The sequence below is a fragment of the Halomonas sp. ATBC28 genome, from assembly GCF_005937175.1.
Taxonomy (GTDB): domain Bacteria; phylum Pseudomonadota; class Gammaproteobacteria; order Pseudomonadales; family Halomonadaceae; genus Vreelandella; species Vreelandella titanicae.
Genome location: NZ_VCQL01000021.1, coordinates 21,840 through 47,741 on the forward strand (window position 1 = coordinate 21,840; position 25,902 = coordinate 47,741).

Annotated in this window: 21 protein-coding genes; 1 reads left to right on the forward strand and 20 read right to left on the reverse strand. The window is 55.4% G+C overall.

All coding sequences use genetic code 11. From position 1 onward, the window contains the following. Window positions 1-5: 5 nt before the first annotated feature. Complete coding sequence (locus E0L35_RS20440; RefSeq protein WP_138801283.1) at window positions 6-800, reverse strand: ribonucleoside-diphosphate reductase; 795 nt, start codon at window positions 798-800, stop codon at window positions 6-8. A 57-nt stretch (window positions 801-857) separates the two neighbouring features. Beyond that, a complete protein-coding gene (locus E0L35_RS20445; protein ID WP_022520914.1) occupies window positions 858-2,969 on the reverse strand; it encodes an adenosylcobalamin-dependent ribonucleoside-diphosphate reductase in 2,112 nt (703 codons plus the stop codon). 197 nt (window positions 2,970-3,166) lie between these two features. On the opposite strand from E0L35_RS20445, the gene E0L35_RS20450 reads away from it, so the two are divergent. Next, on the forward strand, window positions 3,167-3,769 hold the full coding sequence (locus E0L35_RS20450) for a hypothetical protein (RefSeq protein WP_009288449.1): 603 nt from the start codon (window positions 3,167-3,169) through the stop codon (window positions 3,767-3,769). Between the two features lie 8 nt (window positions 3,770-3,777). Here the strand turns inward: E0L35_RS20450 and E0L35_RS20455 are convergent, their stop codons facing one another. The 18 genes from E0L35_RS20455 to cheA all read right to left on the reverse strand — a co-directional run bounded on the left by E0L35_RS20455 (window position 3,778) and on the right by cheA (window position 25,902). Further along, window positions 3,778-5,790 carry a sensor domain-containing diguanylate cyclase gene (locus tag E0L35_RS20455; protein WP_138801284.1) on the reverse strand — a complete coding sequence of 671 codons (2,013 nt, stop codon included), beginning with the start codon at window positions 5,788-5,790 and terminating at the stop codon, window positions 3,778-3,780. Window positions 5,791-5,807: 17 nt separating this feature from the next. After that, window positions 5,808-6,482 (reverse strand): OmpA family protein, encoded by a 675-nt coding sequence (locus E0L35_RS20460; protein WP_022520916.1) that lies wholly within the window; start codon window positions 6,480-6,482, stop codon window positions 5,808-5,810. Window positions 6,483-6,487: 5 nt separating this feature from the next. Then, entirely contained in the window at window positions 6,488-7,309 is an 822-nt protein-coding gene (locus E0L35_RS20465) for a MotA/TolQ/ExbB proton channel family protein (protein WP_022520917.1), read from the reverse strand. A 40-nt stretch (window positions 7,310-7,349) separates the two neighbouring features. Beyond that, window positions 7,350-8,051 (reverse strand): RNA polymerase sigma factor FliA, encoded by a 702-nt coding sequence (locus E0L35_RS20470; RefSeq protein WP_009288446.1) that lies wholly within the window; start codon window positions 8,049-8,051, stop codon window positions 7,350-7,352. Window positions 8,052-8,077: 26 nt separating this feature from the next. Next, window positions 8,078-8,509, reverse strand: a complete 432-nt coding sequence (locus E0L35_RS20475) for a flagellar protein FlhE (RefSeq protein ID WP_022520918.1) — start codon at window positions 8,507-8,509, stop codon at window positions 8,078-8,080. A gap of 25 nt (window positions 8,510-8,534) precedes the next feature. Further along, on the reverse strand, window positions 8,535-9,107 hold the full coding sequence (locus tag E0L35_RS20480) for a hypothetical protein (RefSeq protein WP_138801285.1): 573 nt from the start codon (window positions 9,105-9,107) through the stop codon (window positions 8,535-8,537). Beyond that, complete coding sequence (flhF, locus tag E0L35_RS20485) at window positions 9,104-11,287, reverse strand: flagellar biosynthesis protein FlhF (RefSeq protein WP_022520920.1); 2,184 nt, start codon at window positions 11,285-11,287, stop codon at window positions 9,104-9,106. The genes E0L35_RS20480 and flhF overlap by 4 nt, the downstream gene beginning before the upstream one ends. Window positions 11,288-11,345: 58 nt before the next feature. Further along, complete coding sequence (gene flhA, locus E0L35_RS20490; protein ID WP_022520921.1) at window positions 11,346-13,433, reverse strand: flagellar biosynthesis protein FlhA; 2,088 nt, start codon at window positions 13,431-13,433, stop codon at window positions 11,346-11,348. Beyond that, entirely contained in the window at window positions 13,430-14,596 is a 1,167-nt protein-coding gene (gene flhB / locus E0L35_RS20495; RefSeq protein ID WP_022520922.1) for a flagellar biosynthesis protein FlhB, read from the reverse strand. The genes flhA and flhB overlap by 4 nt, the downstream gene beginning before the upstream one ends. 104 nt (window positions 14,597-14,700) lie before the next feature. Beyond that, a complete protein-coding gene (gene cheZ / locus E0L35_RS20500; protein ID WP_009288441.1) occupies window positions 14,701-15,396 on the reverse strand; it encodes a protein phosphatase CheZ in 696 nt (231 codons plus the stop codon). A gap of 41 nt (window positions 15,397-15,437) precedes the next feature. Continuing rightward, entirely contained in the window at window positions 15,438-15,827 is a 390-nt protein-coding gene (cheY, locus tag E0L35_RS20505; protein ID WP_022520923.1) for a chemotaxis response regulator CheY, read from the reverse strand. A gap of 102 nt (window positions 15,828-15,929) precedes the next feature. Beyond that, complete coding sequence (locus E0L35_RS20510; RefSeq protein ID WP_022520924.1) at window positions 15,930-17,627, reverse strand: methyl-accepting chemotaxis protein; 1,698 nt, start codon at window positions 17,625-17,627, stop codon at window positions 15,930-15,932. A gap of 59 nt (window positions 17,628-17,686) precedes the next feature. Beyond that, the gene (locus tag E0L35_RS20515; RefSeq protein ID WP_009288439.1) at window positions 17,687-18,748 is read right to left on the reverse strand and encodes a chemotaxis response regulator protein-glutamate methylesterase; all 1,062 of its coding nucleotides are present in this window, start codon (window positions 18,746-18,748) and stop codon (window positions 17,687-17,689) included. Between the two features lie 91 nt (window positions 18,749-18,839). After that, on the reverse strand, window positions 18,840-19,712 hold the full coding sequence (locus E0L35_RS20520; protein WP_022520925.1) for a CheR family methyltransferase: 873 nt from the start codon (window positions 19,710-19,712) through the stop codon (window positions 18,840-18,842). After that, window positions 19,709-21,856: a PAS domain-containing methyl-accepting chemotaxis protein gene (locus E0L35_RS20525; protein WP_138801286.1), complete on the reverse strand. Its 2,148-nt coding sequence runs from the start codon at window positions 21,854-21,856 to the stop codon at window positions 19,709-19,711. Before E0L35_RS20525 ends, E0L35_RS20520 begins: the two co-directional genes overlap by 4 nt. Window positions 21,857-21,916: 60 nt before the next feature. Beyond that, the gene (locus tag E0L35_RS20530; RefSeq protein ID WP_244317779.1) at window positions 21,917-23,179 is read right to left on the reverse strand and encodes a methyl-accepting chemotaxis protein; all 1,263 of its coding nucleotides are present in this window, start codon (window positions 23,177-23,179) and stop codon (window positions 21,917-21,919) included. A 132-nt stretch (window positions 23,180-23,311) separates the two neighbouring features. Further along, complete coding sequence (gene cheW / locus E0L35_RS20535; protein WP_009288435.1) at window positions 23,312-23,809, reverse strand: chemotaxis protein CheW; 498 nt, start codon at window positions 23,807-23,809, stop codon at window positions 23,312-23,314. Then, window positions 23,806-25,902, reverse strand: a complete 2,097-nt coding sequence (gene cheA, locus E0L35_RS20540; protein WP_138801287.1) for a chemotaxis protein CheA — start codon at window positions 25,900-25,902, stop codon at window positions 23,806-23,808. The genes cheW and cheA overlap by 4 nt, the downstream gene beginning before the upstream one ends.

Sequence of the window (25,902 nt, forward strand, 5' to 3'; positions counted from 1 at the left end):
GAAAACTAACCACACTTTGACCAGCCGCAGCCAGCATAGCAGGTCGGGCAGCCATCCATCATGATCAGCTCACCGCGGCACTCGGGGCAGTTACCCACTATGGCTGGGCCACTGCCTTCAGGCTTTTTTCCCTTCGTTGCCTTATCACCGCCAATCGACTCCACCGCGCCTGTTTCAATGGGTGCATCATTAGCTTCGTCTTCAGCACCGGGCTGCCAAGCGTGGCCGTGAGCCATACGATGAGCATAACGCTCTACCAGCTTTTCAACCGGCACCTGGTTGCCATCCCGATCTAGAAAACCGCGGCGATAAAGAATCTGCTGAATCGACCAGGCAATCGCCGCCACTTCCGAATCGTGGAACATTGGCTTATTCCAACGGTTCATACCACAGCGTACCAAGCCTTTGTCCCAGGCCACTTTGCGTAGATCCGCCACCGCTTGGGTGACGTAACCACCGCGGGCCGCCAGCGAAAGGCTGCGCATGGTCGCGGTGATCCACTGGTGCTCGCTGGAGAGCTGCCCTGACGGAAAAAAGAACTCCACCGGGCGCTCAATCACCACGCGCTTACTGCCAATCGCGCCTTCCACTGGCATAAACGACACCAGCAAATAGACTTTTTTACGCCCTTCCGCGCCTACGTATGAAATCTTTTCAGACACGGCTTCCAAAGTGCCTTCCGGACGGGAAGGTATACGTACCGTTAGCGGATCTTCATCTTGTAGCTCAGGAACGGGAACGGCCTGCTCCTGCTGCTTGATACGGTAACCAACAATTTTTGAGGTAATTTCTACAGCCATGGTGTTCTCCACTTAGCAAAGGTGTGCGTTTTTAAACAGATGGCGCTTAACGCGGCATCACCATTTGCCGTAGGTGCCTTCTTTTAAGCCATCAAAGAGGTTGGCAGCGTTATGCTCTTCACCGTCGTAAATCACCTTCTCATCCCCGGCTAGTTCGAGGGTTTCACCGTTTTCCAGTTCAAATACGTAGGTCGTGTTTTTAAGATCATCTTCCCGCACGAGCACGCCCTGGAAAGCTTCGGGATTAAAGCGGAAAGTAGTGCAGCCTTTTAAGCGGCTTTCATAAGCCTGCAAATAGAGGTTCTGGAACTGTTCAAAGGGGAACTCGGTAGGCACATTGACCGTTTTCGAGATCGCTGAATCCACCCAGTGCTGGGCGGCGGCCTGAACGGCAACGTGCTGTTCGGGAGATATCGCATCGGCGGTGACGAAGTAGTCAGGCAGGTCGCTGTCCACCGCATCAGATGCAATAAAGTGACGGTAGGCGGCCAGTTCAAAGGAGACGACTTCGACCTGCTCTTTGGTCTTCTTGCCCGACTGAATAATATTGCGGAAATAGCGGTGCGAGAAGGAGGGTTCGATACCGTTGGAGGCATTGTTACCCATCGACAGGCTGATCGTGCCGGTCGGCGCGATCGAGCTGTGGTGGGTGAAGCGCGCACCGTGCTCGGCTAGCTGTGACACAAGCTCCGGCTCCAGCTCGGCCACTTGGGCCATGTACTGACTATAACGGGCGTGTAGGATACGCCCCGGCACTTGATCGCCCACTTCGTAGCCATCTTTGGCCAACTGAGGCCGCTCGCGCAACATTTTGGGAGTAATGGTGTGCTCCTGCTCAAGCACCGGCGCCATGCCTTTCTCTTGGGAGAGCTCCAGCGCCTGCTTCCAACCCTCTATCGCTAAGTGCCGGCTCACCTCATCAGTGAACACCAACGACTGCTTAGAACCGTAAGGGATTTTGAGCATGGTGAGCGTTGAGCCTAAGCCCAAAAAGCCCATACCGTGACGGCGCTTGGCTTCTATTTCACGCTGCTGCTGGGGCAGCGGCAAACCGGCAATCTCGACCACGTTATCGAGCATACGCGTGAAGATCGCGACCACTTTGCGGTAGCGTTCCCAATCAAAGCGCGGCTCGGCGCCGAAGGGGTCGATCACGAACTTGGTTAGGTTGACAGAACCTAGCAGGCAGGCGCCTTCTGGCGGCAAGGGTTGTTCGCCACAGGGATTCGTCGCACGGATATCTTCGCAGAACCAGTTATTGTTCATGCGGTTAACCTGGTCGATCAGGATAAAGCCAGGCTCGGCGTAGTCATAGGTGGAGGACATAATGGTGTCCCACAACTCCCGCGCTTTAATCACTTCGACAATGCGGCAGGCGACGCGGCCTTCGGCATCGACCGTGTAGCCCTCTTCAACTACCGGCCAGTCACGGTAGATCAAGTCTTCCGCTTTGACATCCTCTTTCTCACCGGGGTGCAGCGGAAAAGCCAGCGGCCAGTCAGCATTGTTCTTGACCGCTTCCATAAATTCGTCGGTGATCAGCAAGCTGAGGTTAAACTGTCGTAGGCGCCCCGCTTCGCGCTTGGCCTGAATAAACTCGCGCACATCTGGGTGGCCCACATCGAAAGTACCCATCTGAGCACCACGCCGACCACCAGCAGAGGCGACGGTGAAGCACATCTTGTCGTAGATATCCATAAACGCCAGTGGGCCGTTGGTGCCCGCGCCAGCGCCGAATACGAACGCGCCCTTATGACGCAGCGTCGAGAAGTCGTAGCCGATACCCGCCCCGGATTTCAGCGTCATACCCGCATCAACCACTGAGTCGAGGATATCGCGCATGGAGTCACGAATGGTGCGGGAGACAGTGCAGTTAATCAGGCTCACCGCAGGCTTGTAGGCCTCAGCCCCCGCGTTGGAGAGAATACGACCGGCAGGAATGGCGCCGTTTTCCAACGCCCAGCGAAATTTGGGCAACCACTCTTCCGCTTTATCTCCCTCCACCGCTGCCAGGGCACGAGCAACCCGTTCAAACGTAGCACCAACGTCCTGATCAACGGGTTGGCTATGACGATCCTTAAGACGGTATTTGGCGTCCCATATTTCCCGCGAGGGGGCCTGCATAGGGACATCGTTAGAGGTCTTCATAGCCTTGGCAGCGGTGCTCATGTCGCAAAACTCCTTCACAGCGAGGGTGAATTATAGCGCTCAAATAGGGCGATTATACGTAGCATCGAAGTGAAGTATAGACGTGACCTCCCACCATATGAGGCACTTTTTTTAATTTTTTCTACCATATATAGGAAAATCAGCGCGTTACTATTTTGCCAATCCCAAACACGATATAGACTGGGGTTTTGGGTTAAATGGCTTTGATCATGTCCGCAACTCACTTCCTGCGCTCTCCATCCCAGTATCTTTGCACGCTCACGTTTACCGTTGTGGCGATAGCGACCATGTGGATGGTCGCTACGCCCGTCGCTAACGCGACCACCTTCAATACTGACGATGTGGCCACCCACGACCATTGGCAGTCAATGACGCTCTCACTGGGGGGCGAACGCCACTATCGGGCGGTAGAAACCCACAGCTACTCGGATGCGACGCTGAGCTTGAATGCCACCTCGGGCGTTTGCGATTTACCCTGGCTGGAGATGCGCGTCACCCTTGAGCAGCAGCAGGGAGAGAGCCGTACAGTAAACCTGGTGCCCACTCGGCTGCGCATCGATGAGCGGCCCGTTATCGACACCATGGCGGAATTTATCACTGAGCGCGGCGATGACGGGTTTTATGCTCACTTTTATTTAAGTGACTTGGCATCACTGATGGCCGACATGCGCCAGGGGGAGCAGCTATTTCTCGGCTTCGACCAGGACGAGCGCGAGCCGTGGTATATGACCTTTAGCCTAAAAGGCGCCGATGCGGCGATCAACCGGATGCTCACCCAGTGTGAAGGTAGTGGCACCTAAAGGTTTGCTTAAATCAGCACCACAGGCTCAAGCGCCATTTCAACGCGGTTGCGTCCGCCATGCTTAGCGCGGTACATGGCGTCATCAGCCCGGGAGATAAGGGTTTTACAGCTGTCACCCGGCTGCCAAACGGCGACACCGATACTCACTGTAACCGTTTGCTCAACGCCCTCTATACGCAGCTCTTCTACCAGCGAGCGCAGCCGCTCAGCCAGGCCAGTGGCGGCATCAACATCGGAATGAGTCGCCAGCACAATAAACTCTTCGCCTCCCCAACGGCCCAGGTGGTCGCAGCCACGCAGCGAGCTTTCCACTAAGCGCGCCAGGGCCACCAGCACATCGTCACCCACGCTATGGCCGTGAGCATCGTTGATCTGCTTAAAGTTATCCACATCGAACAGTAGCAAGGCAAAAGCGGCCGCATAGCGCCTGGCAGCCACCAGCTCTGCATTGATCGCTTCTTCGATGCGGTAACGGTTCCACACCTTGGTTAGAGGATCGAAATGGGCTAATTGCTCAAGACGTTGGTTGGCTTCGGCAAGGGCTTTGCGTTCGTGCTCCAGGTGCATATTCAGTGAGCTAATTTCATAGGCAGAAATCGCCAGCGTCAGGTCTTCCCCCAAGTCTACCGCCGCTAAGCGCTCTACCCGCAGCCACGCTTCACTTCTGCCGACTACCTCTTCAGACCAAGCAACCGATGGAGCCAATATCACGGCCGGTTTAGGGTTGGTTGTAGGCTGCATCGCCCAATACAGCGTTTCCACCTGCTCGGGGCGAAAAAAAATCAGCCAGGCGCGCTGGGTCGAACTCATTGGCAGCGGCACTGCTAGAGCCCCACACTGCTCGGGCATGGCTAGCGAAGCGGTTAACGTCTCTTTGCCGATTTCGCGCGTGCACCAAGGGCCGCTATGTACATGAGTTCTTTCCAGGCGCAGCACAAACTGGCTTATCGCTTCTGGAGTCGGCGTCACACCCGCTTGATAAGCGCCACCATTCACCCACAGCACCACGCCATGGGCGCGAAACAGCTTCATCCAGATAGCCGCCTGCTCATGAAGTAACTGTTGGGGACTTTGCGGCTCGCTGCGCGCTCGCGCACTGAGCACGAGGCTATCCTGAACCCGTTGTAGGTAGCGGGCTTCTTGACGCGCCCGTAGCAACAGCATGCGCTGGGTGGCCATTTGCACGAGGGTGCGAACGGCATCACGCACGGGGGGTTCAACCGAGTGCGGTGCTGGCGAATGGCAAAACACTAGACCCCATAAGCCAGTATCCCCCTGCATGGCCAAACTGAATGACCCACGCACCCCCAGGCGATTTAAATATCGCTGCCGCTCAGGGGCAGGGGCGCGTAAAAAGCTGCCGCTAAGGCTCACTCCCGAGTAGGCGGGAGTCAGCGTTTCAGGCGGCGCATCGACGTCTTCAATTAACCGAACGGGGTAATGTTGGTAACTTTTGCGTAAGGCGACAGGGAAGTCGCTTGAGGGGAAGCGCTGACCCAACAGCGAGGGCAGCTGGTTGCCCAGCGCTTCGGCAACCATTAAACCATGCCAATCACTGTCGAAATGGCACACGGTGACGCGATCATGGCCGGTGAGCTGTTGAATAGCGTTAACCAAGCAGTCGAGCAGCTCTTCCTGGTGGGTTGCGTCGGCTAAATGCATCAGCCGCTCATTGACTGTGCCAAGCAGGCGGCGCTTACCTTGGGGGTCGAGTGGCTCAATCTCGACGATGACCTTCCCACCTGCTCGGTAAGCATAGAGCTGAAAACGCATGTTGCTATGCTTGGAACGAATAAACACCAGCGGGCCGGAGAGTTTCTGCTGCCCCTGCAACTCGCGGCGCACCCGCTGGCTTAGCCGTTTTCCTAACACATAGGCAAGAGTGTGCGGCCCATTTTCAGGGCGCTCAATACCGGTCAAGCGGGTTAAGTTGGTGCTACTGGCTTGAATGCGGCGACAATCGGCATCTAAAACCAGCAGAGCTCCAAACGACTGCAACCGCGGGTGGTACATGGACACAAACGTGGCCTCGCAATCTATTCACCCTCGACCTGCTGCCTTAGCAACAACTCTACGCGACGGTTGGCAGCTCGGCCCTCCGCCGTTGCGTTCGGTTCCATGGGTTGGGTGTCGGCATAACCGACGGCCCGCATACGAGAGATATTGAATCCTTGGCGCTCTAAATGCCTCACCACAGCGATAGCCCGCGCTGATGAAAGCTCCCAATTAGAGGGGAAGCGGGCCGTTGAAATAGGCACGCTGTCGGTGTGGCCTTCTACCGAAATCTGACCGTCAAAACGGGTCAGCACATCGATAAGGCTTTCTACCACCTCTTGCCCACGGGAAGTCAGTACAGCTTGACCGCTGGGAAATAAAAGGCTGGTATCAATACGTAACGTGACCCCTTCACTCCCTTGCGAAACACTGACACCGGGGATGTCGAGCCCATCAAACTGCGGCTGAACCCCTGAATGGCGGGGCTGAATACCAGTGGCTAGAGACGCCAGCGGCAATGATGATACAGCGCTAGCCGAGCGCATGAAAGCAGTATCAGCCGCCTCACCGCCTCCCGGCGGTGTCAGTGAAAGCAGCAGCACAAAGAGCGTGATTAGCAGCGTCAGCACATCCAAATAGCTGGTTAGCCAACCCTCGTCACCATCGCCTGGCGACGGCGTCATTTCCAGTGCGTGGCGCGTATCACGGTCAAGCATCTGGCCTACCCCTTCGCCGCCGCACTAACCGACGAATCAGGCCTTGGTTTGACGCTGTTATCACGGATCTCATCGTGATAGTTAGCTACAAACGAGTTGAGGGTCTCTTCAATAAACGACGGCAGGCGGCGCTTGGTAATCAGCGAAATACCTTCCAGCACCATGTTCATGGTAATCAGCCGCTCTTCGGTGCGGCGCTCGAGTTTCACCGCAATCGGCTTAAACACCAAGTTGGCGAGTAAAATGCCGTAGAAGGTGGTGAGCAGGGCCACCGCCATGCGCGGGCCGATCACCTGCAGGTCGCCTGCGTCCATGACTTCCAGCATATTGACCAGCCCCACCAGGGTGCCGATCATGCCAAATGCGGGTGCGTAGGTGGCCATGGTACGGAATATTTGTGCCTCGGCATGCTCACGCGCTTTAAGACGGGCAATGCGCCAACGCAGCATGTCAAAAATTTCATCCTCTTTGGTGTTGGCAATGACCAGTTGGATCCCGGTACGCAAAAACGGGTTTCGGGTATGCTCCAACTCGCGCTCGACCGCACGTACATCGCCCTTAAACCAGAGTCGCGACATATCCACCAATTCGCGGATATCGTCACGCATATAGGTATTTTCGCGCCGGAATACCAAGCCCACCAACCGTACGACGCGGAGCACCTCTTTCAGCGGATAGCTGATAAAGGTTGCCGCTAGGGTACCGGTCACCACAATGGCCAAACCCGGCAAATTGATAAAACTTTCAGGGGACTCTGCGGTGAAAAACAGCACGCTCACCAACAGTAGTATGCTGGCAAATATGCCTATCAGCGTCGAAGGGTTCATCCACGGCTCCTTGCCGGTCACAAGTGAGTAAAAAGAGGTGTTATGCCGAGTCGTGTAAACGCGCGCGTAAGCGGCTGACGGCTTGGCTGTGCAGTTGTGAAACGCGTGACTCCGTGACGCCCAACACAGCCCCTACTTCCTTAAGGTTGAGTTCTTCTTGGTAGTACAGCGCCATTAGCAGCTTTTCACGCTCTGGCAGCGCTTCAATTGCCTCAATCAACGTTTGTCGTTGCTGGCCGTCTAGCAACTGCTCGAACGGTGAATTAGCCAATTCATTATTGCTAGGCTCGCCACCGTCGGCCACCAGCTCTTCAAACGGCAACAGTTGACCACTGTTGGTGTCGTTGAGGAGCTGCTGATACTCACTCAACGGCATTTCAAGGTGTTGGGCGATTTCGTTCTCTTCTGGTGCCCGTCCGAGCTGTTGCTCTAATTGACGAACGGCACTGTCAACCGCTCGCGCTGAGCGGCGCACGCTGCGGGGCAACCAGTCGCGGGTACGTAATTCATCCATCATTGCACCGCGAATACGCTGACTGGCAAACGTCGCGAACGTTGCCCCCTGGGTGGCATCGAAGCGCCCCAGCGCTTCCAGCAGCCCTACCATCCCGGCTTGAATAAGGTCGTCGAGCTCAATACTGGCTGGCAAACGGACCTGAAGCGTCAAGGCCTGACGTCGTACCAGTGGCATGTATTGCGTCAACAGCTCACTCTGTTTGATCCTGCCTTGTGCTGTGTACATCCTCTCGCCTCGCGTCTATCCAGCCTTCACTGATAGTTCACAATCATTTGCAGCCCCTGGACACGAACAGGCCGCTGCCCCGGACGTAAAGCGAAGCGAAAATGCAACGGCGCATCCGCGGCAAACCCCGCCAGGGCAGTGGTAGTCCCCCGCATGCCAGCTAACGCAACGCACTGCTCAGGATGGCACAGCCAAGCGTTTAATAACGCACCAGGGGGATATTGAAACTGCCAATGAATACGCCCGAGCTGTGCTGACTCCACATTGTTAGCAGCAGCAGGTGGGGTAGCGTTTTGGCTAGCGCTTGACCGATCACTCATCGCTACCATCAGACCTGGTATCTGGCTGCTCCAGCTACCGGGTGTCGCCTGGGCGTTTCCCGTTACCCCTGCTAGTAGACACCCTGTCAGCAGTACTGGGCTCAGTAGCAGTCTCCCTCTTAATAGCCAGCTTAGCATGCTTGGTCTCCTCGGCAGAGTGCGCTCATCGTGCAAGTACCAACAGCTCCATATTTAAGTAGTAATCAGCTGCCTCACGCAAGTTATTGAGCAACCCTTGACGCGGCAAGTGCGGCTCGTGGAGCGCCAGCAAACGGCGCGGCCCGCCACGCTCATGTAGTTGACGCAAGGTACGGAACATGGAAGCAAAGGTATCGGCATCGCTACTGATCCACAGTGCCCAACGGCTGTATTGATCGCAAAGTTGGGCTAGGTCGGCCGTTTCGGCCATGACGATATGAATATCCCAATCCTCAGGATCACCGGCCCAGCTTCGACCTAACGTCGACCACTGCCCTAATCGTGCTTTAACCTTGTTCACCTGGGCTGCACCACTACCCGGTAGTCCGACCACAATAAGCGGAATTTTGGGCCGGTGCGCTACCACCGTTGCTGGCTCTTCCACCGCTGCAGTTGTCGGCTTTAACAGAGAGCTAGGCTGTTCAGATTCCGGCACGTGTTCTGCCGCCGCAACATCAACTGTACCCTCAGCTTGCTGCTGTTGGCGCTGCAGGTTTGCCCACTTGCGTAGACCCGATGCTTGATCCTGTTCGCTCACGCCACGCCCTCTCGACTAACACTGCCCATTTGACGAATCGCATCTCGTGCCATAAAGGCGTAGACCAGTGCATCAAGCATGCCGGTATCGCGGCGGCGACGGCTGTTGCCTAATAGGTTGAGCAGATCGCCACGCAGCGTCTGCGCCTCCTCATCATCAGCAACATCGAGATGCCCGGCGACCGATGCCACACCGCTGGCCATCAATAGGCGAACTTCAGCATTTAGATCCCCGCTATCGGCCTCTTTTAACTGCTGCCACGCGCGACGCGTCAAGGCGGCCAAGCCTTCGCTTTGCAGCTGGGTTAACAGCAGTGAGAGCACCTCTGCTCCTAGCCGAGCGGGGGTAAGCCAGTAGCGGCGCGCCACTACTTTGGCGCTTTCCGGATCGCGAACTTCACCGAACCAGGCGAGTAGCGCCGTGCCGCTGGCGTCCTCGACTTCGGCGTAGGCAGTCCACAGTTGCACCGATTGGCCACGAAAACGCACGCCCACATGGTGCGTTAGCACACTGTCACTAAATAGCTGGCGGATAGATTGACGTTCGTGGTGAAAGCGTAACCGATGACTGGGGGCCACTTGGCTGACCCAGGTCAAGTGCTCGGCTTCCAGCCACGCTAGTGCATCCGGTTCAGGGAAGCGCGGTAGTAAGTGCACCGCAACGCCGCTCGATGCCGACAGAGCGGCTAAGCGTGGCTGCCACCCTGCGGCGTGGCGATGCTGCAGCCAGGGTAGCGCCAGCCAGGCACCATCCGTGTCCAGGCCAATGTCCGGCATTGCCCAGTCGCAGCCGCGCTCATTGCGCCGCGGAAACCACGCCATCCCTAAGGTGGTCTTTGCCGCTGGATAACCGGCAAGTAATGCATCCAAATGTGTTTCCTGCAAACGACTAGGCAGCGAAGCTAGGTTCCAGATCTCTTCTAATTCCGCAAACCCCGTGACGCGTTGGCGCAACCTCGCCAGTAGCGACGACAAACGACGCCCTTGGCCCAGGACATCCCGCGACCAGCGCGGCATTCCCATCGGCGCATCGGCACTTTGCACCCGTTCACGCTGAGGTGTCGCGGTACTCAGCGCTTGATCCACTAGCGCATCGGGGGCGGCAAGGGCCATATCTTCGGGCACCTGCTGGCCATTAGAGCCAAACAGTACGCGCATCCCGTGACGCATAATAATATCTAACACTGGAGCCAGACGTCCCGCCTCATCCTGTTTGGTGATAATACAGTCATCTAACTCTGCGCCCGCCGCCCGCGCGGCCTGACGGTAGCGCAGCACCACTTCTTCGAGGGTTTCCGGTTGGCTGGCAGCATTGAGTAGCAGCACCAAACGTACCCGCGAGCGTCCGCCTTGCAGGTGGGCAATCTGCTCTATCACCCGCTGGTCACGCTGACTCATGCCTACGGTGTCGATAATTACCCACTGCTTGCCCTGCAGGCGGCCCAGCAAATCGTCGATGGGCTGTTCGGCATCCAAGGCGTACATCGGGGTATCCAGCAGGCGCGCATAAATGCGCAACTGCTCATGGGCACCGATCCGGAAGCTGTCGGTGGTAACCAGCGCTACCGGGCGCGTGCCGTGGCGCATCACAAAACGAGCGGCCAGCTTGGCGGTGGTGGTGGTTTTACCTACCCCCGTTGGCCCCACCAGGGCAACAATGCCGGTTTGGTCGAAAAAGCTTGCTTCATCGTTGAGTACGTAAAGGCGATCCATTAACTGCTGTCGCAGCCACTGCAGTGGGGCTTCGCTATCGCCGTCTAACCTGGTTAGCGATGCAGGCAACCCAGCCAGCAGTTCATCGGCAATTTCGCTGCTAAAACCCACATTCCACAGCAGTTGACGCAGCCGTGCAGCCGTTCCGGTGGGCGCTGCTGGCGATGGTGAAGCAGTATGGGTTGACTGGCTGTTTGCCAGCAGCGCTCGCATATCCTGCATTTCGCGCAGTAAGCGCTCGCTCATCGCCTGCATGGGGTCTTGCGCTGAAGGTGCTGTCGGCGTTTCGGGTGGTGCAGGTTCTGGTGAGGGTTCAAAGTGGTCAATGGCTTCATCCGCCATCGCTAAAATTTCAACGCCCCCTTCGGTACGCCGATTTGCGACAATCAAGGCGTCTTCACCGAGCGTTTCACGCACTTGGCGCATCACATCACGACTATTGGCTCCCACGAAACGTCTAACGCTCATGATTTACCCTTGCCTGTTCTGAAAATGGACGACGCTAGCCTATCACGGCGTGCCATCTTTAACGTCCGCCGACCACTGTGGTCACTCTTAATGTGCGATCGTCGGGAATTTCAGCCTGGGACAGTACCGACATATGGCGTAACCGGCGGCGTAAGAAGCGCGATAGCACCGCCCTTAGCGAATGTTGCACGACCAGCACCGGCGGCTCGCCGGAACTTTCGTGACGCTCCAGCGCCTGCTGGGCCTGGGTCATCAGCGTTTCTGCCAACCCGGGCTCCATGGCGCCGTTGCCATTCATGGCCTGTACCAGCACTTGTTCCAGTTGAGCATCCAGCCCCATGACATTGAGTGTCTCCTGCCCCGCAAACCACTGCTGGACAATGGCGCGCCCCAGCGAGACTCGCACCAGCGCCGTCAGCTCATTAGGATCTTTTTGCTGTGTGGCGTACTCGGCCAGGGTATCGAGAATAGTGCGCATGTCGCGGATAGAGACATCTTCGTCGAGCAGGTTTTGCAAGATACGCTGCAGTACCGTCAAGGAAATAGCTTTGGGGATCACCTCTTCGACCAACGCTTTTTGATCATCGCCCATTTTATCCAGCAACTTCTGTACTTCCTGACGGCCCAGCATCTCGGGTGAATGGCGGTGCAACAGGTGGTTCAAGTGGGTCGCTATGACGGTACTGGCATCCACAACGGTGTAGCCATACACCTGGGCATGCTCACGCTGGTTGCTATCAATCCAGACAGCGGGCAAGCCAAAGGCGGGATCCTGAGTATGGGTGCCCTGCAGCTCGCCCGATACCTGCCCAGGGTTAATCGCTAGCCATTTGCCCGGCTGTGCCTCAGCGCGACCAATCTCGGCGCCTTTCATGGAGAGCACATAGGCGTTCGGCGGCAGCTCCAAATTATCGCGGATATGCACCACTGGCGGCAGGAAACCCACTTCTTGGGCAAACTTCTTACGCACGCTCTTAATGCGCCCAAGCAGCTCGCCTTTTTGACGCGAGTCCACCAGCGGGATTAAGCGATGGCCCACTTCCAGGCCGAGGGTATCGACCAGTTGCACATCTTCCCAGCTCGCTTCGGGTGTCTCTTGTACAGGTACAGGCGCAGTCGCAATTTCCTCCTTGACCAACGCCTGTTCTTTTTGGCGCATAATAAACCACGCCAAACCCGCCAATAGTGCGGTAAAGAGCAGAAATACGACATTGGGCATGCCGGGCACCATGCCCAGTAGCCCCATCACTATGGCGGCTAATATCAGCACCTGGGGATTAACGAATAGTTGGCTGAGCATTTGCTGGCCAATATCTTCGTTCGTATCCATGCTGACCCGGGATACCGTGACACCCGCGGCGGTGGAGATCACCAAAGCAGGGATTTGCGCCACCAGGCCATCACCAATCGCCAGCAGCATATAGGTTTGGCCTGCCGCACCAAAGCTCATATCGTGCTGCAGCATACCAATCATCAACCCGCCGATGATATTGACCACCATAATCACCAAACCGGCAATGGCATCACCACGGACAAATTTACTCGCGCCGTCCATCGAACCAAAGAAATCAGCCTCTTGTGAGACCTCTGCGCGGCGCTTTTTGGCATCGTCTTCGCCGATTAAGCCGGCATTCAGATCGGCATCGATGGCCATCTGCTTACCCGGCATCGCATCCAACGTAAAGCGCGCACCCACTTCGGCAATACGGCCAGCACCTTTGGTGATAACCATAAAGTTGATGATGACAAGAATCAGGAAGACCACTAGGCCGACAGCGAAATTGCCGCCGACCAGGAACGCCCCGAACGCTTCAATGACCTTACCCGCAGAGGCGCCGCCTTGGTGGCCCTCCATGAGCACCACACGGGTAGAGGCCACATTGAGCGACAGGCGCAGCAGCGTAGTAAATAGCAACACGGCAGGGAATGCCGCAAAGTCCAGCGGCTTCTGGGTAAACATGCTGACCAATAACACCATAATGGCCAGAGCGATATTGAAGGTGAAGAGTAAATCCAGGGCGAAGGGAGGCAAGGGCACAATCATCATGCCCAAAATCATTAGGATGAGCAGCGGCCCGACCAGCAGCTTCATGCGCACATCACCCATCCAGTCGCGCCGACCTACTAGTTGACTCAAGCCTTTCATGGTTGCGCCTCATTACCACCGGCGCCATGCCCGGGGCTTTCCATCTCCGGCGGAACCGGCAGGTTATCGGGGGTTGGGGGCACCTCGCCTCCTTGTTGTGATACTTGCTTGAGGCGGTAGGCCCAGGCCATTACTTCCGCCACCGCGGTATACAGTTCGGCAGGTACTTCTGCATCTAGATCGACGTGATGATACAGGGCCCGCGCCAATGGTGCTGCCTGCAAGCGTGGCACGCCTGCCTCTTCAGCGATTTCGCGAATGCGTGCAGCCACTGCGTCGGCGCCTTTTGCCACCAGCCGCGGGGCGCCCATACTGCCTTCCTGATAAGTCAGTGCTATCGCATAGTGCGTGGGGTTGGTAATGATGACGTCCGCCTCGGGCACTTTGCTCATCATCCTGCCCCGCGCCATGGCCTGCTGCTGCTGGCGAATGCGCGCCTTCACATGCGGGTCGCCTTCGGACTCTTTGTGCTCACGCTTAATCTCTTCCTGACTCATGCGCAGCTTCTTAGCATTGTCCCAGAGCTGGAAAGGGACATCGATCAAAATGACCACGATCAACACCAACACCATTAGCCCAGCTGCCTGAGCCGCCATGCTTAGGGCATTGGTCAGCGCTTGCTGGATAGGCTGATCCATTAGCGCCATAAATTTGCCGATGTTGAAATACAAAAACGTCGCAGCCACGCCCCCCACCAGAAACGATTTGGCAATCGCTTTTGCCAATTCGATCAGTGCCTGGGTGGAGAAGATACGCTTTACGCCCTTAATAGGGTCTAACTTGGAAAACTTGGGCTGCATCGATTTACCCGATATCAGCCAGCCCCCCATCAGCCCAGGGGCTACTAACGCAATGATGGCTAACAGTAAAAACAGCGGCATCATGGCAAATAGCGTGCGCTGACCAAGATCCAGCGCATTGACCAGCATCGGCGTACTTTCCATTGCCTGGCGGCGCTCAAACAAGAAAGCTTGTTCCATCACCGCACCCAACTGGTCGTAGAGCATGTTGCCCATGCTATAGAGGCCAATCACACCACCCAGCAAAAGTAAAAACGTATTTAACTCGCGGGAACGGGCAACTTGGCCCTCTTCACGGGCTTTCTCTTTCCGCCTGGGCGTGGCCTCTTCGGTCTTTTCCTGGTCGCTATCGTTATCTGCCATACGGGTATCCGGCCAGGTGAAGCAAAGCTTATCACGTATTCAGCCGTCCATAGGGACGGCTGAATGGCGTACTTGCGTGCCCAGAGGGCGTTTAATAACGCATCTTAGAAGCCTAATTCGTCCAATAAGTCGTCTACTTGATCTTGCCCAGAGACGGTATCAGGGACATTATCCTTCACTTGCGGCCCATTCAAAAGCTCTTCGTTACGCCGTGCACTGTCGCTTTTCCACTGATCCTCGGCCTTGCGCTGCAGCGTTTCTCGTGCATGGGCGCCCGGCGCGTTATCGATCAACACTTGCACCAACTGATGTTCGATCTCATGGATCACGTCCATCATCTTCTTAATCACTTGGCCGGTCAGGTCCTGAAAGTCCTGAGCCATCATGATTTCCATCAGTTCTTTGTTAGTCGCTGAAACCACATCGGGCACTTCGCTAAGATAAGTGCGTGTCTCGACAACGAGCGCTTTCGCCTCATCCAGCTCTTTCGGTGCTTCAAACCACTCGGCCCAGCGCTTATCCAGCGCTTCCGCCCGGTCTGACAACTGATCCTGCAGCGGCTGCGCACGGTCAACGGCATTGAGCGCTCGATCTGCTGCCTGCTCCGTCATGGTGGCGACATAGTGCAAGCGGTCGCGTGCATCGGGGATGGCTTCGGCCGCCTTCTCAATCTCTTTATCAAGCCCCAGTTCACGCATGTTTTCGCGCAGCATACGCGTCAACTTACCGATGCGATGAATTAAGTCTTCGGCGGCTTGTTCGGACGATTGGGCAGAATCGGACTGCTCATTCTGGCTCATAACGTTGTCTCCTCGTTAACCAAGCACATAGGCCCAGTTGCTCACATACCCAGTTTGTCGAAGATCTTATTGAGCTTCTCTTCGAGGGTAGCGGCAGTGAACGGCTTGACGACATAGCCGTTAGCGCCCGCCTGAGCAGCCGCTATAATGTTCTCTTTCTTCGCTTCTGCGGTCACCATCAACACAGGAAGGTCTTTCAAGGCGTCATCCTGACGGATCTCCTTGAGCATCTCCAGGCCATCAAGGTTCGGCATGTTCCAATCGGAAACGACGAACTCAAACTTGCCGGCACGCAGCTTATTGAGCGCATCTTGTCCATCTTCGGCTTCATCCACGTTGGTGAAGCCCAACTCCTTAAGCAGACTACGTACGATCCGACGCATGGTGGGAAAGTCGTCTACAACCAGGAAACTCATATTCTTATCTGCCATGGGTCATCCTCTAATCAATCAGTATATGGCACAAGGGCGACTGAAAAGTACAGTCAGGGGTTTAAAACGGCTACTTTGAAACGGCTCTTTCAAAACGGTTCTTCAGAATTCCTCCCACTCTTCGTGGTCGCTGCGCTGCGAGGCTGGAGCTGGGCAACGAGCTTGCTGGTCGGCCCTAGGCGCAGGCATAACGTCCGTTGCTGGCGATGAGGAAGGCAGCGCCTGATGGGACGCCCCCTGCATACCTAACAGCTTAAACACGGCTACGGCTTGCTCCAACCGGTTGGCCTGTTCCTCAAGGGAGGCCGCCGCCGCAGAGGCTTGCTGTACCAGCGCGGCATTTTGTTGGGTGACTTGATCCATCTGGCCCACGGCTTGGCTGACTTGCTCAATACCGTCACTCTGCTCTTGGGAGGCAGCGGAGATTTCATCCATAATGTCGGTAACACGGCGTACTGCAGTAACCACATCCGACATCGTGGTACCGGCCTGCTCGACCAGAGTGGAGCCTTGCTGAATTTGTGTTACCGAGGCATCAATCAGGGTTTTAATCTCTTTGGCCGCATCCGCACTGCGGCTGGCCAAATTACGCACTTCCCCCGCCACCACCGCAAATCCGCGACCTTGCTCGCCGGCGCGGGCGGCCTCTACCGAGGCGTTGAGAGCCAGAATATTGGTTTGAAAAGCAATTGAGTCAATAACGCTGGTGATATCGGCGACTTTTTTCGAGCTGGTGGAGATACCGTGCATAGTTTGCACCACTTGCTCCACCACTTGTCCACCGCGCTCAGCCGTGGTGGAAGCGTCTGCTGCCAGGGTGCTGGCTTGACGAGCATTGTCGGCGTTCTGTTTTACCGTCGCGGTCATCTCTTCCATGCTGGCCGCGGTTTGTTGAATCGATGCCGCCTGCTGCTCTGTACGTGAGGAGAGATCAGCGTTGCCGCTGGCAATCTCACGGGTGCCGTGGTGAATTTCGTTACTGCCTTCACGCACCCGGCCAACGATATTGGTGAGGTTTTGCTGCATGGTGCCCATAGCACCAAACAAACGGCCAATTTCATTTTTACCTGCTTCCGGCAGCGGGTTAGTCAAGTCCGCCTCAGCAATCGCATCCAGCCGTTGGATTGCGCCTCTTAGCGGCGCAATCACTGTACGGCGTAAACCTAGGTAGATTACCAAAGTCATCAGTAAGGCAAAAATCACCGCTCCAGCATTGATCATGGCAAACAGATTGCCTTGGGCATCCGCGTCAGCGCGAATGGTATCTACCCGCTGGAAGCCGTAGGCGACAAACGCCGTCATACTTTCAGATAAGCTATTTATCGGCTCTACCAGCTCATCGCGCAGGTTGTTGTAGCTGGTTAAATCCATATATTCAAAGGTGTCGTGCTGTTGTTTAACTAGCCCCATTACGGTATTAAAATCTTCAATTAGGGTGTTCGCCAATGCCTCGCCTTGCGGTGAAAATGAGTTTGCCGCAAAGCGCTCGAAACGCTTTTCAGAACGCTCAATGCGATCAGCGGCAACGGCAACCTGCTCATTGGATTGCTGGGTCTGTCCTACCATCAGGTAGTTGGAGGCAGTTTCCATAGCCAACATGGCTTGGTTAAGCAACGAATCGGCACGGTTAACCTCATTTAACTGCGCATCGCTGATACCGCTTAGCGTGGCTAAGTTATTTTGTGAATTGCGATCGGCCACCACACTCAAGCCCGAAATCATTAAAATCAGCACGACAAAGCAGCAAAGCGATGTGACCACGGCGGCGTGAATACTCAAGTTGCGCAGTAAACGGTTCATTGTGATTTCCCTTGCGAGCTTATTTAGTTTTTATGATTACTAACTTTTTATGAATTGCACTACACACGCTGGGCGCGGCCGGAGGCGGCGATCAGCGCCATCATTCGCGAGGGAATGTCATCTAACGCCACCACTTCCACAGCCCCCCCGACAGCAATAGCTTCACGGGGCATACCGAAGACCACACAGGTCTGCTCATTCTGGGCAATGGTGGGCGCACCCGCCTGGCGCATCTCTAGCAGCCCTGCCGCACCGTCCTTACCCATGCCGGTCAAAATAACACCGATGGAGTTCTTGCCCGCATGCTGAGCCGCTGAATGGAACAGCACGTCTACCGAGGGGCGGTGGCGATTAACCGGTGGGCCGCTATCTAACCGCGCCACATAGTTGGCACCGCTACGCGCTAACTTAAGGTGTTGATCCCCTGGGGCGATATAAGCGTGCCCAGGTAGAATCCGCTCGCCGTCGGCGGCCTCTTTCACCGTAATCCGGCACAGCCGGTCTAAGCGCTCGGCAAACGAACGGGTAAAACCGCCGGGCATATGCTGGGTAATCAAAATCGCCGGGGCGTTGGCGGGCAGCGGCTCAAGCACCGCACGAATCGCTTCGGTGCCCCCCGTAGACGCGCCAATAATGATCAGCTTTTCACTCGACACTAACGGGGCTTTCAGGGCTTCCGGTGGCGGAGTGTTTTTATGCCGCGCCTGACGAGGCCGCGAGCGCGCAGCGGCGCGCAGTTTTTCGGCAATCTCGTCAGCGTACTCCATCATCCCATTGCGGATGCCCAGACTCGGCTTGGCGACAAAATCCAGCGCGCCAAGCTCTAGCGCACGCAGGGTAATCTCCGAACCGCTTTGGGTGAGCGACGACACCATCAATACCGGCATAGGACGCAGGCGCATCAAACGCTCAAGAAAATCCAAGCCATCCATGCGTGGCATTTCCACATCAAGGGTGAGCACATCAGGATTGTGCTGCTTGATCAAATCCCTGGCGGCAATGGGGTCAGGCGCTACCGCAACGACTTCCATATCGGGCTGGGAATTAATAATTTCCGTTAACAAATCGCGAATTAGCGCCGAATCATCGACACACAACACTTTGATCTTGGCTGCGCTCAAAGCACGCCTCCTCTTGCTGTAGACGCCTGATGTGTTATTGCAACCGCCGGAGCCACAGCGCCTAAAGCGATTATAAAGACACGATAGTTATTCATTTTTTGGCCAGGTTATAAACGGTTTGACCACGCAGCTTGAATGCGTCGCTGATATACGAGAAGTTTTCCGAGTGGCCTGCAAACAGCAAGCCATCGGGCTTCATCAGTGGTGCAAAGCGTTTAAGAATTTTTGATTGAGTATCTTTATCAAAATAAATCATGATGTTTCGGCAGAACACGGCATCAAAAGGGCCTTTAATTGGCCATTGCGGCGCTAGCAGGTTCAGTGGCAAAAACTCCACCAGTGCGGATACTTCTGGGCGAATCCTTGCAAAGCCCGCATGGTTACCCGTTCCTTTCTGAAAAAACCGCTTTACCCGTGCCTCATCGATCTTGCGCACCTGTTCCAGGGGATAAACGCCAGCGCGAGCCCTGGCCAACGCATCCGTATCGATATCGGTGGCGATCACTTTGGCCTGCGACGCTTTAGCGCCCAACGTTTCTAACAATGTCATTGCCAGCGAGTAAGGCTCCTCCCCGGTGGAGGCGGCCGAACACCAAATAGTGACCGGGTCTTGTTTGTTCTTTATATGCTCAGCCAACAGCGGAAAATGGTGCGCCTCACGAAAAAAGGCCGTGAGGTTAGTGGTCAGTGCATTGGTAAACGCCTCCCACTCCTTGGCTTCTGGCTGACGCTCCAAGCGCACCAAGTAGTCAGTAAAGCGCGTCATGCCATGGTGGCGTAGCCGCTTTGCTAGGCGGCTATAGACCATTTCACGTTTATGCTCAGCCAGCACAATGCCGGCGCGCTGATAAATCAGCTCGCGAATCCGTGTAAAATCCGCATCCGTCAGTACTAGATCGCGCTCAATCTGACTGCTCGATGTCCACTGACCTGCGTCTACCACCCGTTCACGTTGTTCGGTCAAAACGCTTCCCACTCCTCTGCTGAGGCTGCCTGCCGTTTAACGGGCGAATTCGGCGACGATGTGCTAGGCAACTGAGCAGTGTGCTTAGTCGCTGTCACTGCTGGCGGACGTAGCGCCCCCTGACTGTTTAATCGAAACGCTTCCACCGATAGCGCTAATAGCCCCGCCTGCTTCTCAAGCGAGACCGCCGCGCGTGCGGTTTCCTGAACCCGCACCGCATTACGCTGGGTACCTTGATCCATCTCTGCTACTGCTTGGTTAACCTGGGCAATACCATGGCTCTGCTCTTCGGAGGCGGCTGAAATTTCGTGCATGATCTGCGTCACACTGCGCGCGGCTTCCGCCACTTCGCTAATCGCAGCTTCGGCTTTGGTGACCATACTGGCACCCGCACTTACCTCACGGTTAGAGCCATCAATCAAACCGCGAATTTCTTGGGCGGCACCAGCGCTACGGCCAGCCAGGTTACGCACTTCTTCGGCCACCACCGCAAAACCACGCCCATGCTCGCCGGCCCGAGCCGCTTCTACCGATGCATTCAGCGCCAGAATATTGGTCTGAAACGCGATCGAATCGATAACATTGATAATATCGGCCATCTGCTGGGAGCTTTGGGTAATCCGCTGCATGTTGTCGACTAACTGTGTCATCAACTCGCCAGTATTCGTTACCTGGATAGCATTGTTATCGGCTAGACGGCGGGCTTCTTGAGCGTTCTCACTGTTTTGCCGCACAGTGGCAGTCATTTCTTCCATGCTGGAGGCGGTTTGTTGCAAGGAGGCCGCCTGCTGTTCAGTACGCGACGACAGCTCTTCGTTGCCGCTGGCAATGTCCTGAGCAGCCGGAGTGACCACATCAATACCGCTTTTTACATCGGCGATGATGCTGCTGAGGCTTTTGCGCATAGTATTCAGCGAGTCCATCAATTGGCCCACTTCATCGCGTCTCTGGGCGGGGACTTTAGCGGCCAAATTACCGCCAGCAATTTGCAGCGTAAAACCTGCAGCACTTTTTAGCGGCCTGGTAATCGCCCTCAGAGTAACCATGCCGATCAAAATAAGTAGCAGTAAACCAATTCCAAGTACTATGGCTTGAGCGCTCAGCATCGTAGTTTGACCTTGCTGAGCATCAACGGCCATGGCCTCAGCTGCCTGCTGTTTCTGGGAAATCAGTTGATTAACCATGCCTGACAGGATGCGGCCCTCGCTGGTCATGACGCTAATCACAGCATCGAGACCAGTAAAGGCTTGGTAGGTCTCTTCTGCCTGAAGCACGCTGGCCGCCTGGCCCATGCCGTTCTGCAGGAAGGTCTGTAGCTGCTGGTCAAACTCGGTGGCAAGCTCAGTCGCATTGACCTCACGGGAATAATACTCCTGCCACACCTCAGCAACCTCTGCGGCGCTCTCCTCAATGCTTTCACCCATCTCGAAGCGTTGATTGATCAGTTCCATACGCTCTGGCTCAATCATCGCCTGGCGGGTTTGGGCAATGGTTTGATCGATTTTCTGCAGGCGAATAACATCACGCAGACCGTCATTATTCAGTTGCCCCAAGCGCTCGCCGGAGACATTCAAACCATACAGACCAAGCCCACCGCTGATTAATAACAACAGCCCTGCAACGACAATCATGCCTACCAATTTGGCACGAATGGTGTCGAGGCGTACCCGGGCCAAACGCTTAATCACACCTTTCTGGCGTAACCGGCCTTTATCTAAGTAAAGCCGCTTGTTGCGGCCTTCGCGTATTTCAGCGTAGGCCCGCTCGGCCTGCTCAATGGCTGCGCGGCTGGCCTGTACACGTACCGAGGTGTAGCCCACGACTTGCCCATCTTCAATAATCGGCGTAACGCTGGCATTTACCCAGTAGTGGTCACCATTTTTGCAGCGGTTTTTGACCAGCCCTCGCCACGTTTCCCCCGTTTTGACGGTTTTCCAGAGGTTTTCAAAGGCTGCCGGCGGCATATCCGGGTGGCGTATCAGGTTATGCGGCGCACCTATCAGCTCTGCGTGTTCAAAGCCGCTAATATCGATAAACGCAGGGTTGGCATAGGTGATGCGTCCCTTGGTATCGGTACGCGAGACTAGGAAGTCGTCTTCTTTTAGTTCGATTTCACGCTGAGAGACTGGTTGGTTATTACGCATGGTGTGCCTTTTTTTAATGTTTTATTTTTCAAAAAGAGTGCGCCTGCCCTACCAAGCAAATTAAAACGATGACCACTCTTCTGTTTCTGCTACTGGCTGTGGACGCCTTGTTGCGGGTTTTGACGCTGCCGCTGGCAATACAGCCGGAGTGCACGGGGCAGATAATTCAGTGACCCGAAAGCGCTCAACCGCCTCGCGTAAGCGTGCGGCTTCGCTTTCAAGTTCATTGGCGCTGCGCGCGGCTTGCTGCACCAGTTGAGCATTTTGTTGCACAACCTGATCCATTTGCGCCACGGCCTGATTCACTTGGCCAATGCCGCTACTCTGCTGCTCAGAAGCGGCGGCGATTTCATCCATGATATCGCTGACGCGCTGCACAGCACCCACGAGATCCTGCATGGTTTGTCCAGCTTGATTGACCCGCTGAGTGCCGGTATCTACCTTGCTGAGCGATGCATCAATCAGCGTGCGAATCTCTTTGGCGGCAGCGGCGCTGCGACTGGCTAAGCTACGTACTTCCTGTGCCACCACGGCGAACCCTCTGCCATGCTCGCCAGCACGCGCCGCTTCCACCGAAGCATTCAGCGCCAGAATATTGGTCTGAAACGCAATATTATCGATAACGGTAATAATATCAGCGACTTGATGAGAACTTGCGCTTATGTCTTGCATGGTGCTGACGATCTCACCAACCTCTTCTCCACTACGGCGGGCTGTCAGGGTCGCGCTCCCGGCCAATTGGCTGGCTTGGCGGGCATTTTCAGCATTATGACCCACCGTTGAGGCTAACTGCTCCATGCTGGAAGCCGTCTCCTCTAACGAGGTGGCCTGCTGCTCGGTGCGCGAAGAAAGGTCGTTATTGCCGCTGGCTATTTGCTGAGAGCGCTCATAAATCGATGTACCGCTGGTGCGCACGGTACCTACCGTTTGCGAGAGTGAGCTCTGCATATGGGCCATGGCGCTATAAAGCCGCCCTATTTCGTTATTACCCGGAGAGGTAATGGCCTGGCTTAGATCCCCCTGGGCCATACGCTCAAAATAGCCCACCAAGCGATCTAGCGGGCGCAACACATTGGCCGTCACCCCCCAGATAACCACGATTACCGTGGCGATAGTCATTACGACTATCCCGAGTAGTGCCCAGCGAATTGTCGCGGCAAAAGCACTGAAAGCGGCCTGTTGTGCCTGCACATCGTCAGAGGCCTGCACGATTGCTGCACCATGGTGCAGGGCATAAAGACCAATACCACTGGCAATTAAAACAAGCACCGAAAGTGTCGCTAGCACTAAGCCCCAACTCAAGCGCACCGTCATATTATTCATTAATTGCCGCATTCGCTGTGTCACGCCCTTTTCTCCACGCACAACCGGCACTCGCTGGCACTTTCCGTAGCGCGAGAATGCATCATTGAGTAGAACTGATTTGGCACGCTCCCTGTGCCATGTTTTTTAGTCTTACTGGTTGCTGGTGCTTTCCACCAGTGCCATCTCGTCGCTGGTGAGCAACTTATCGATATCCACGAGTACCAGCATGCGGTCATCCAGACTACCCAAACCGCTCAGGAAGTCAGACGAGAGCGTGACACCAAATTCTGGCGCCGGTTTAATCTGATCAGGGGTCAGTGTCATCACGTCGGAAACGCCGTCCACTACGATGCCGACCACCCGGTCTGCAACATTGACCACGATCACCACTGTTTGGCCACCGTATTCGACTTTATCAAAGTGAAACTTAATGCGGAGATCTACGATTGGCACAATGACGCCGCGCAGATTAGTGACCCCTTTGATAAATTCAGGTGCATTGGCAATCCGGGTTACGTTTTCGTAGCCACGAATTTCCTGCACTTTCAAAATATCAATGGCGTACTCTTCATCGCCTAATGAGAACACTAGGAATTCGCGGTTTTCGGCTTCTGCGGCTAGTACCGCACCATTGTTGGCTTGACTCATGACGGCTCAGCCTCCTTAAAAGATGAAAGGTTTTGATTGTTTACTACTTTTTTGCCTGCCTCTTTTTTATATCGGCTCAGGCGGTGTAAACCAGTAATATCCAGAATCAACGCTACACTACCGTCACCTAAGATGGTCGCGGCCGAGATCCCTGGTACTTTGCGGTAATTGTCTTCCAGATTTTTGACCACGACCTGCTGCTGTCCGATCAACTCATCGACCAACATGGCGTAACGACGGCCTTCGCCCTGCACAATGACAGCGATGCTTTTGGTCGGGTCGGTAATCGCATTCTCGACGTTCAGCACTTCGTGAATGGCAATCACGGGCAGATATTCGTCGCGGACTTTGATCACCACGTCGTCACCGGCCATGGCGTACATATCGTCTTTGGTGGGCTGCAGTGATTCAAGTACGGTAGAGAGCGGAAGAATAAACGTCTCGCCGCCGACCTTGATCGACATACCGTCCAGAATGGCCAACGTAAGCGGCAACACGATACGGGTGTTGGTGCCTTCACCTAGCTTCGACTGGATTTCAACCCGACCGCCCATGCTCTGAATGTTGCGCTTCACTACATCCATGCCCACGCCACGCCCAGATACGTCGGTCACTTCATTCGCCGTTGAGAAGCCGGGAGCAAAAATGAGCTGGAAGACCTCTTCGTCCGACATGGTGTCCGACACATTGAGGCCGTTTTCGCGCGCCTTGGCTAGCAGGCGTTCACGATCCATGCCGGCACCATCATCGCGCACTTCAATCAAGATATTGCCACCCTGGTGACGTGCGGAGAGGGTTAATTTGCCAACACGCGGCTTGCCAATGGCTTCGCGCACATCGGGCATTTCCACGCCATGATCGAGGCTATTGCGCACCAGGTGCGTTAACGGATCAGTGATCCGTTCGACCAAACTCTTATCCAGCTCGGTCGACTTGCCTTCGGTAATTAATTCGATCTCTTTACCCAGCTTACCGGCGGTGTCGCGCACCACGCGGGGGAAGCGACTGAATACAAACTCCATGGGAATCATGCGAATAGACATGACCGCTTCTTGGAGATCACGGGCGTTGCGCTGCAGTAGGCTCATGCCATTTTGCAGTGAGGCATTGCCCACCGACTGATCTTCTAAATCGCTAACCGTTTGATCGAGCATCGACTGGGTGATAATCAGCTCACCCACCAAGTTGATAATTTGGTCGACTTTATCTACCGATACGCGGATTGACGAAGACTCGGCGGCAGCTTTTTTGGGCTTCTCTTTGGCAGCAGGCTTTGGCGCGCTTGCCTTAGAGGCCGTGCTTTCTGCCGGCGCTTGCGGCGCTGGGGCTGCAGGCGTCGAGGCTTCTGGCTCGGCTGGGGCTGGCTCAGTAGCGACGCCCTCAACAGCCGTAATCTCAATCTGATCAGGTTCGATAATAAAGCACATGACCGCTTCAATATCATCAGCACTGTCGCTGCTTTTGAGCACTACCTCGTAACGCTTTGCGTCGCCTGACTGGGACTGCACTTCACCGAGCTGCTCTAACTCTTCAACCAGCAAAATGCGGTCTTTATCTTCAACGTTGAGCAGTGCCACTAGCAGATGGCCGTTCGAGGACGCCTCTGCATTATTACTGTTTGCTTCCGCGTCGTTTTCACTTGGCACAGGCGTCGGCGCAGCCTTGGGCTCAGCAGCAGGAATAGTCGGCCCATCGAGCTGTTGGCCAATTTCGTCCAAGGCAATTTGCTGCAGCGTTTGGCAAATACGTTCAAATGCCTCTTGATTAGGCTCCTCTTCGCTGCGGTAGGCATCGAGTTGCTCATGCATGATGTCTTTAGCCTCTAAAAAGGTATCCACGAGGTCGGCTCGCAGCGTCAGTTCGCCTTTACGTGCGTAATCGAGGAGGTTTTCCAAAATGTGCGTGGTTTTCTGTAGCACGGTAAAACCAAAGGTTCCCGCCCCCCCCTTGATCGAGTGGGCGGCACGGAAAATAGCATTGAGCTGCTCACTGTCTGGATCATCAACATCCAGTTCCAGTAAATGCTGTTCCATATCCGACAGCAGCTCTTCAGCCTCTTCAAAAAAGGTGTCAAAAAAATCCGCTATATCCAT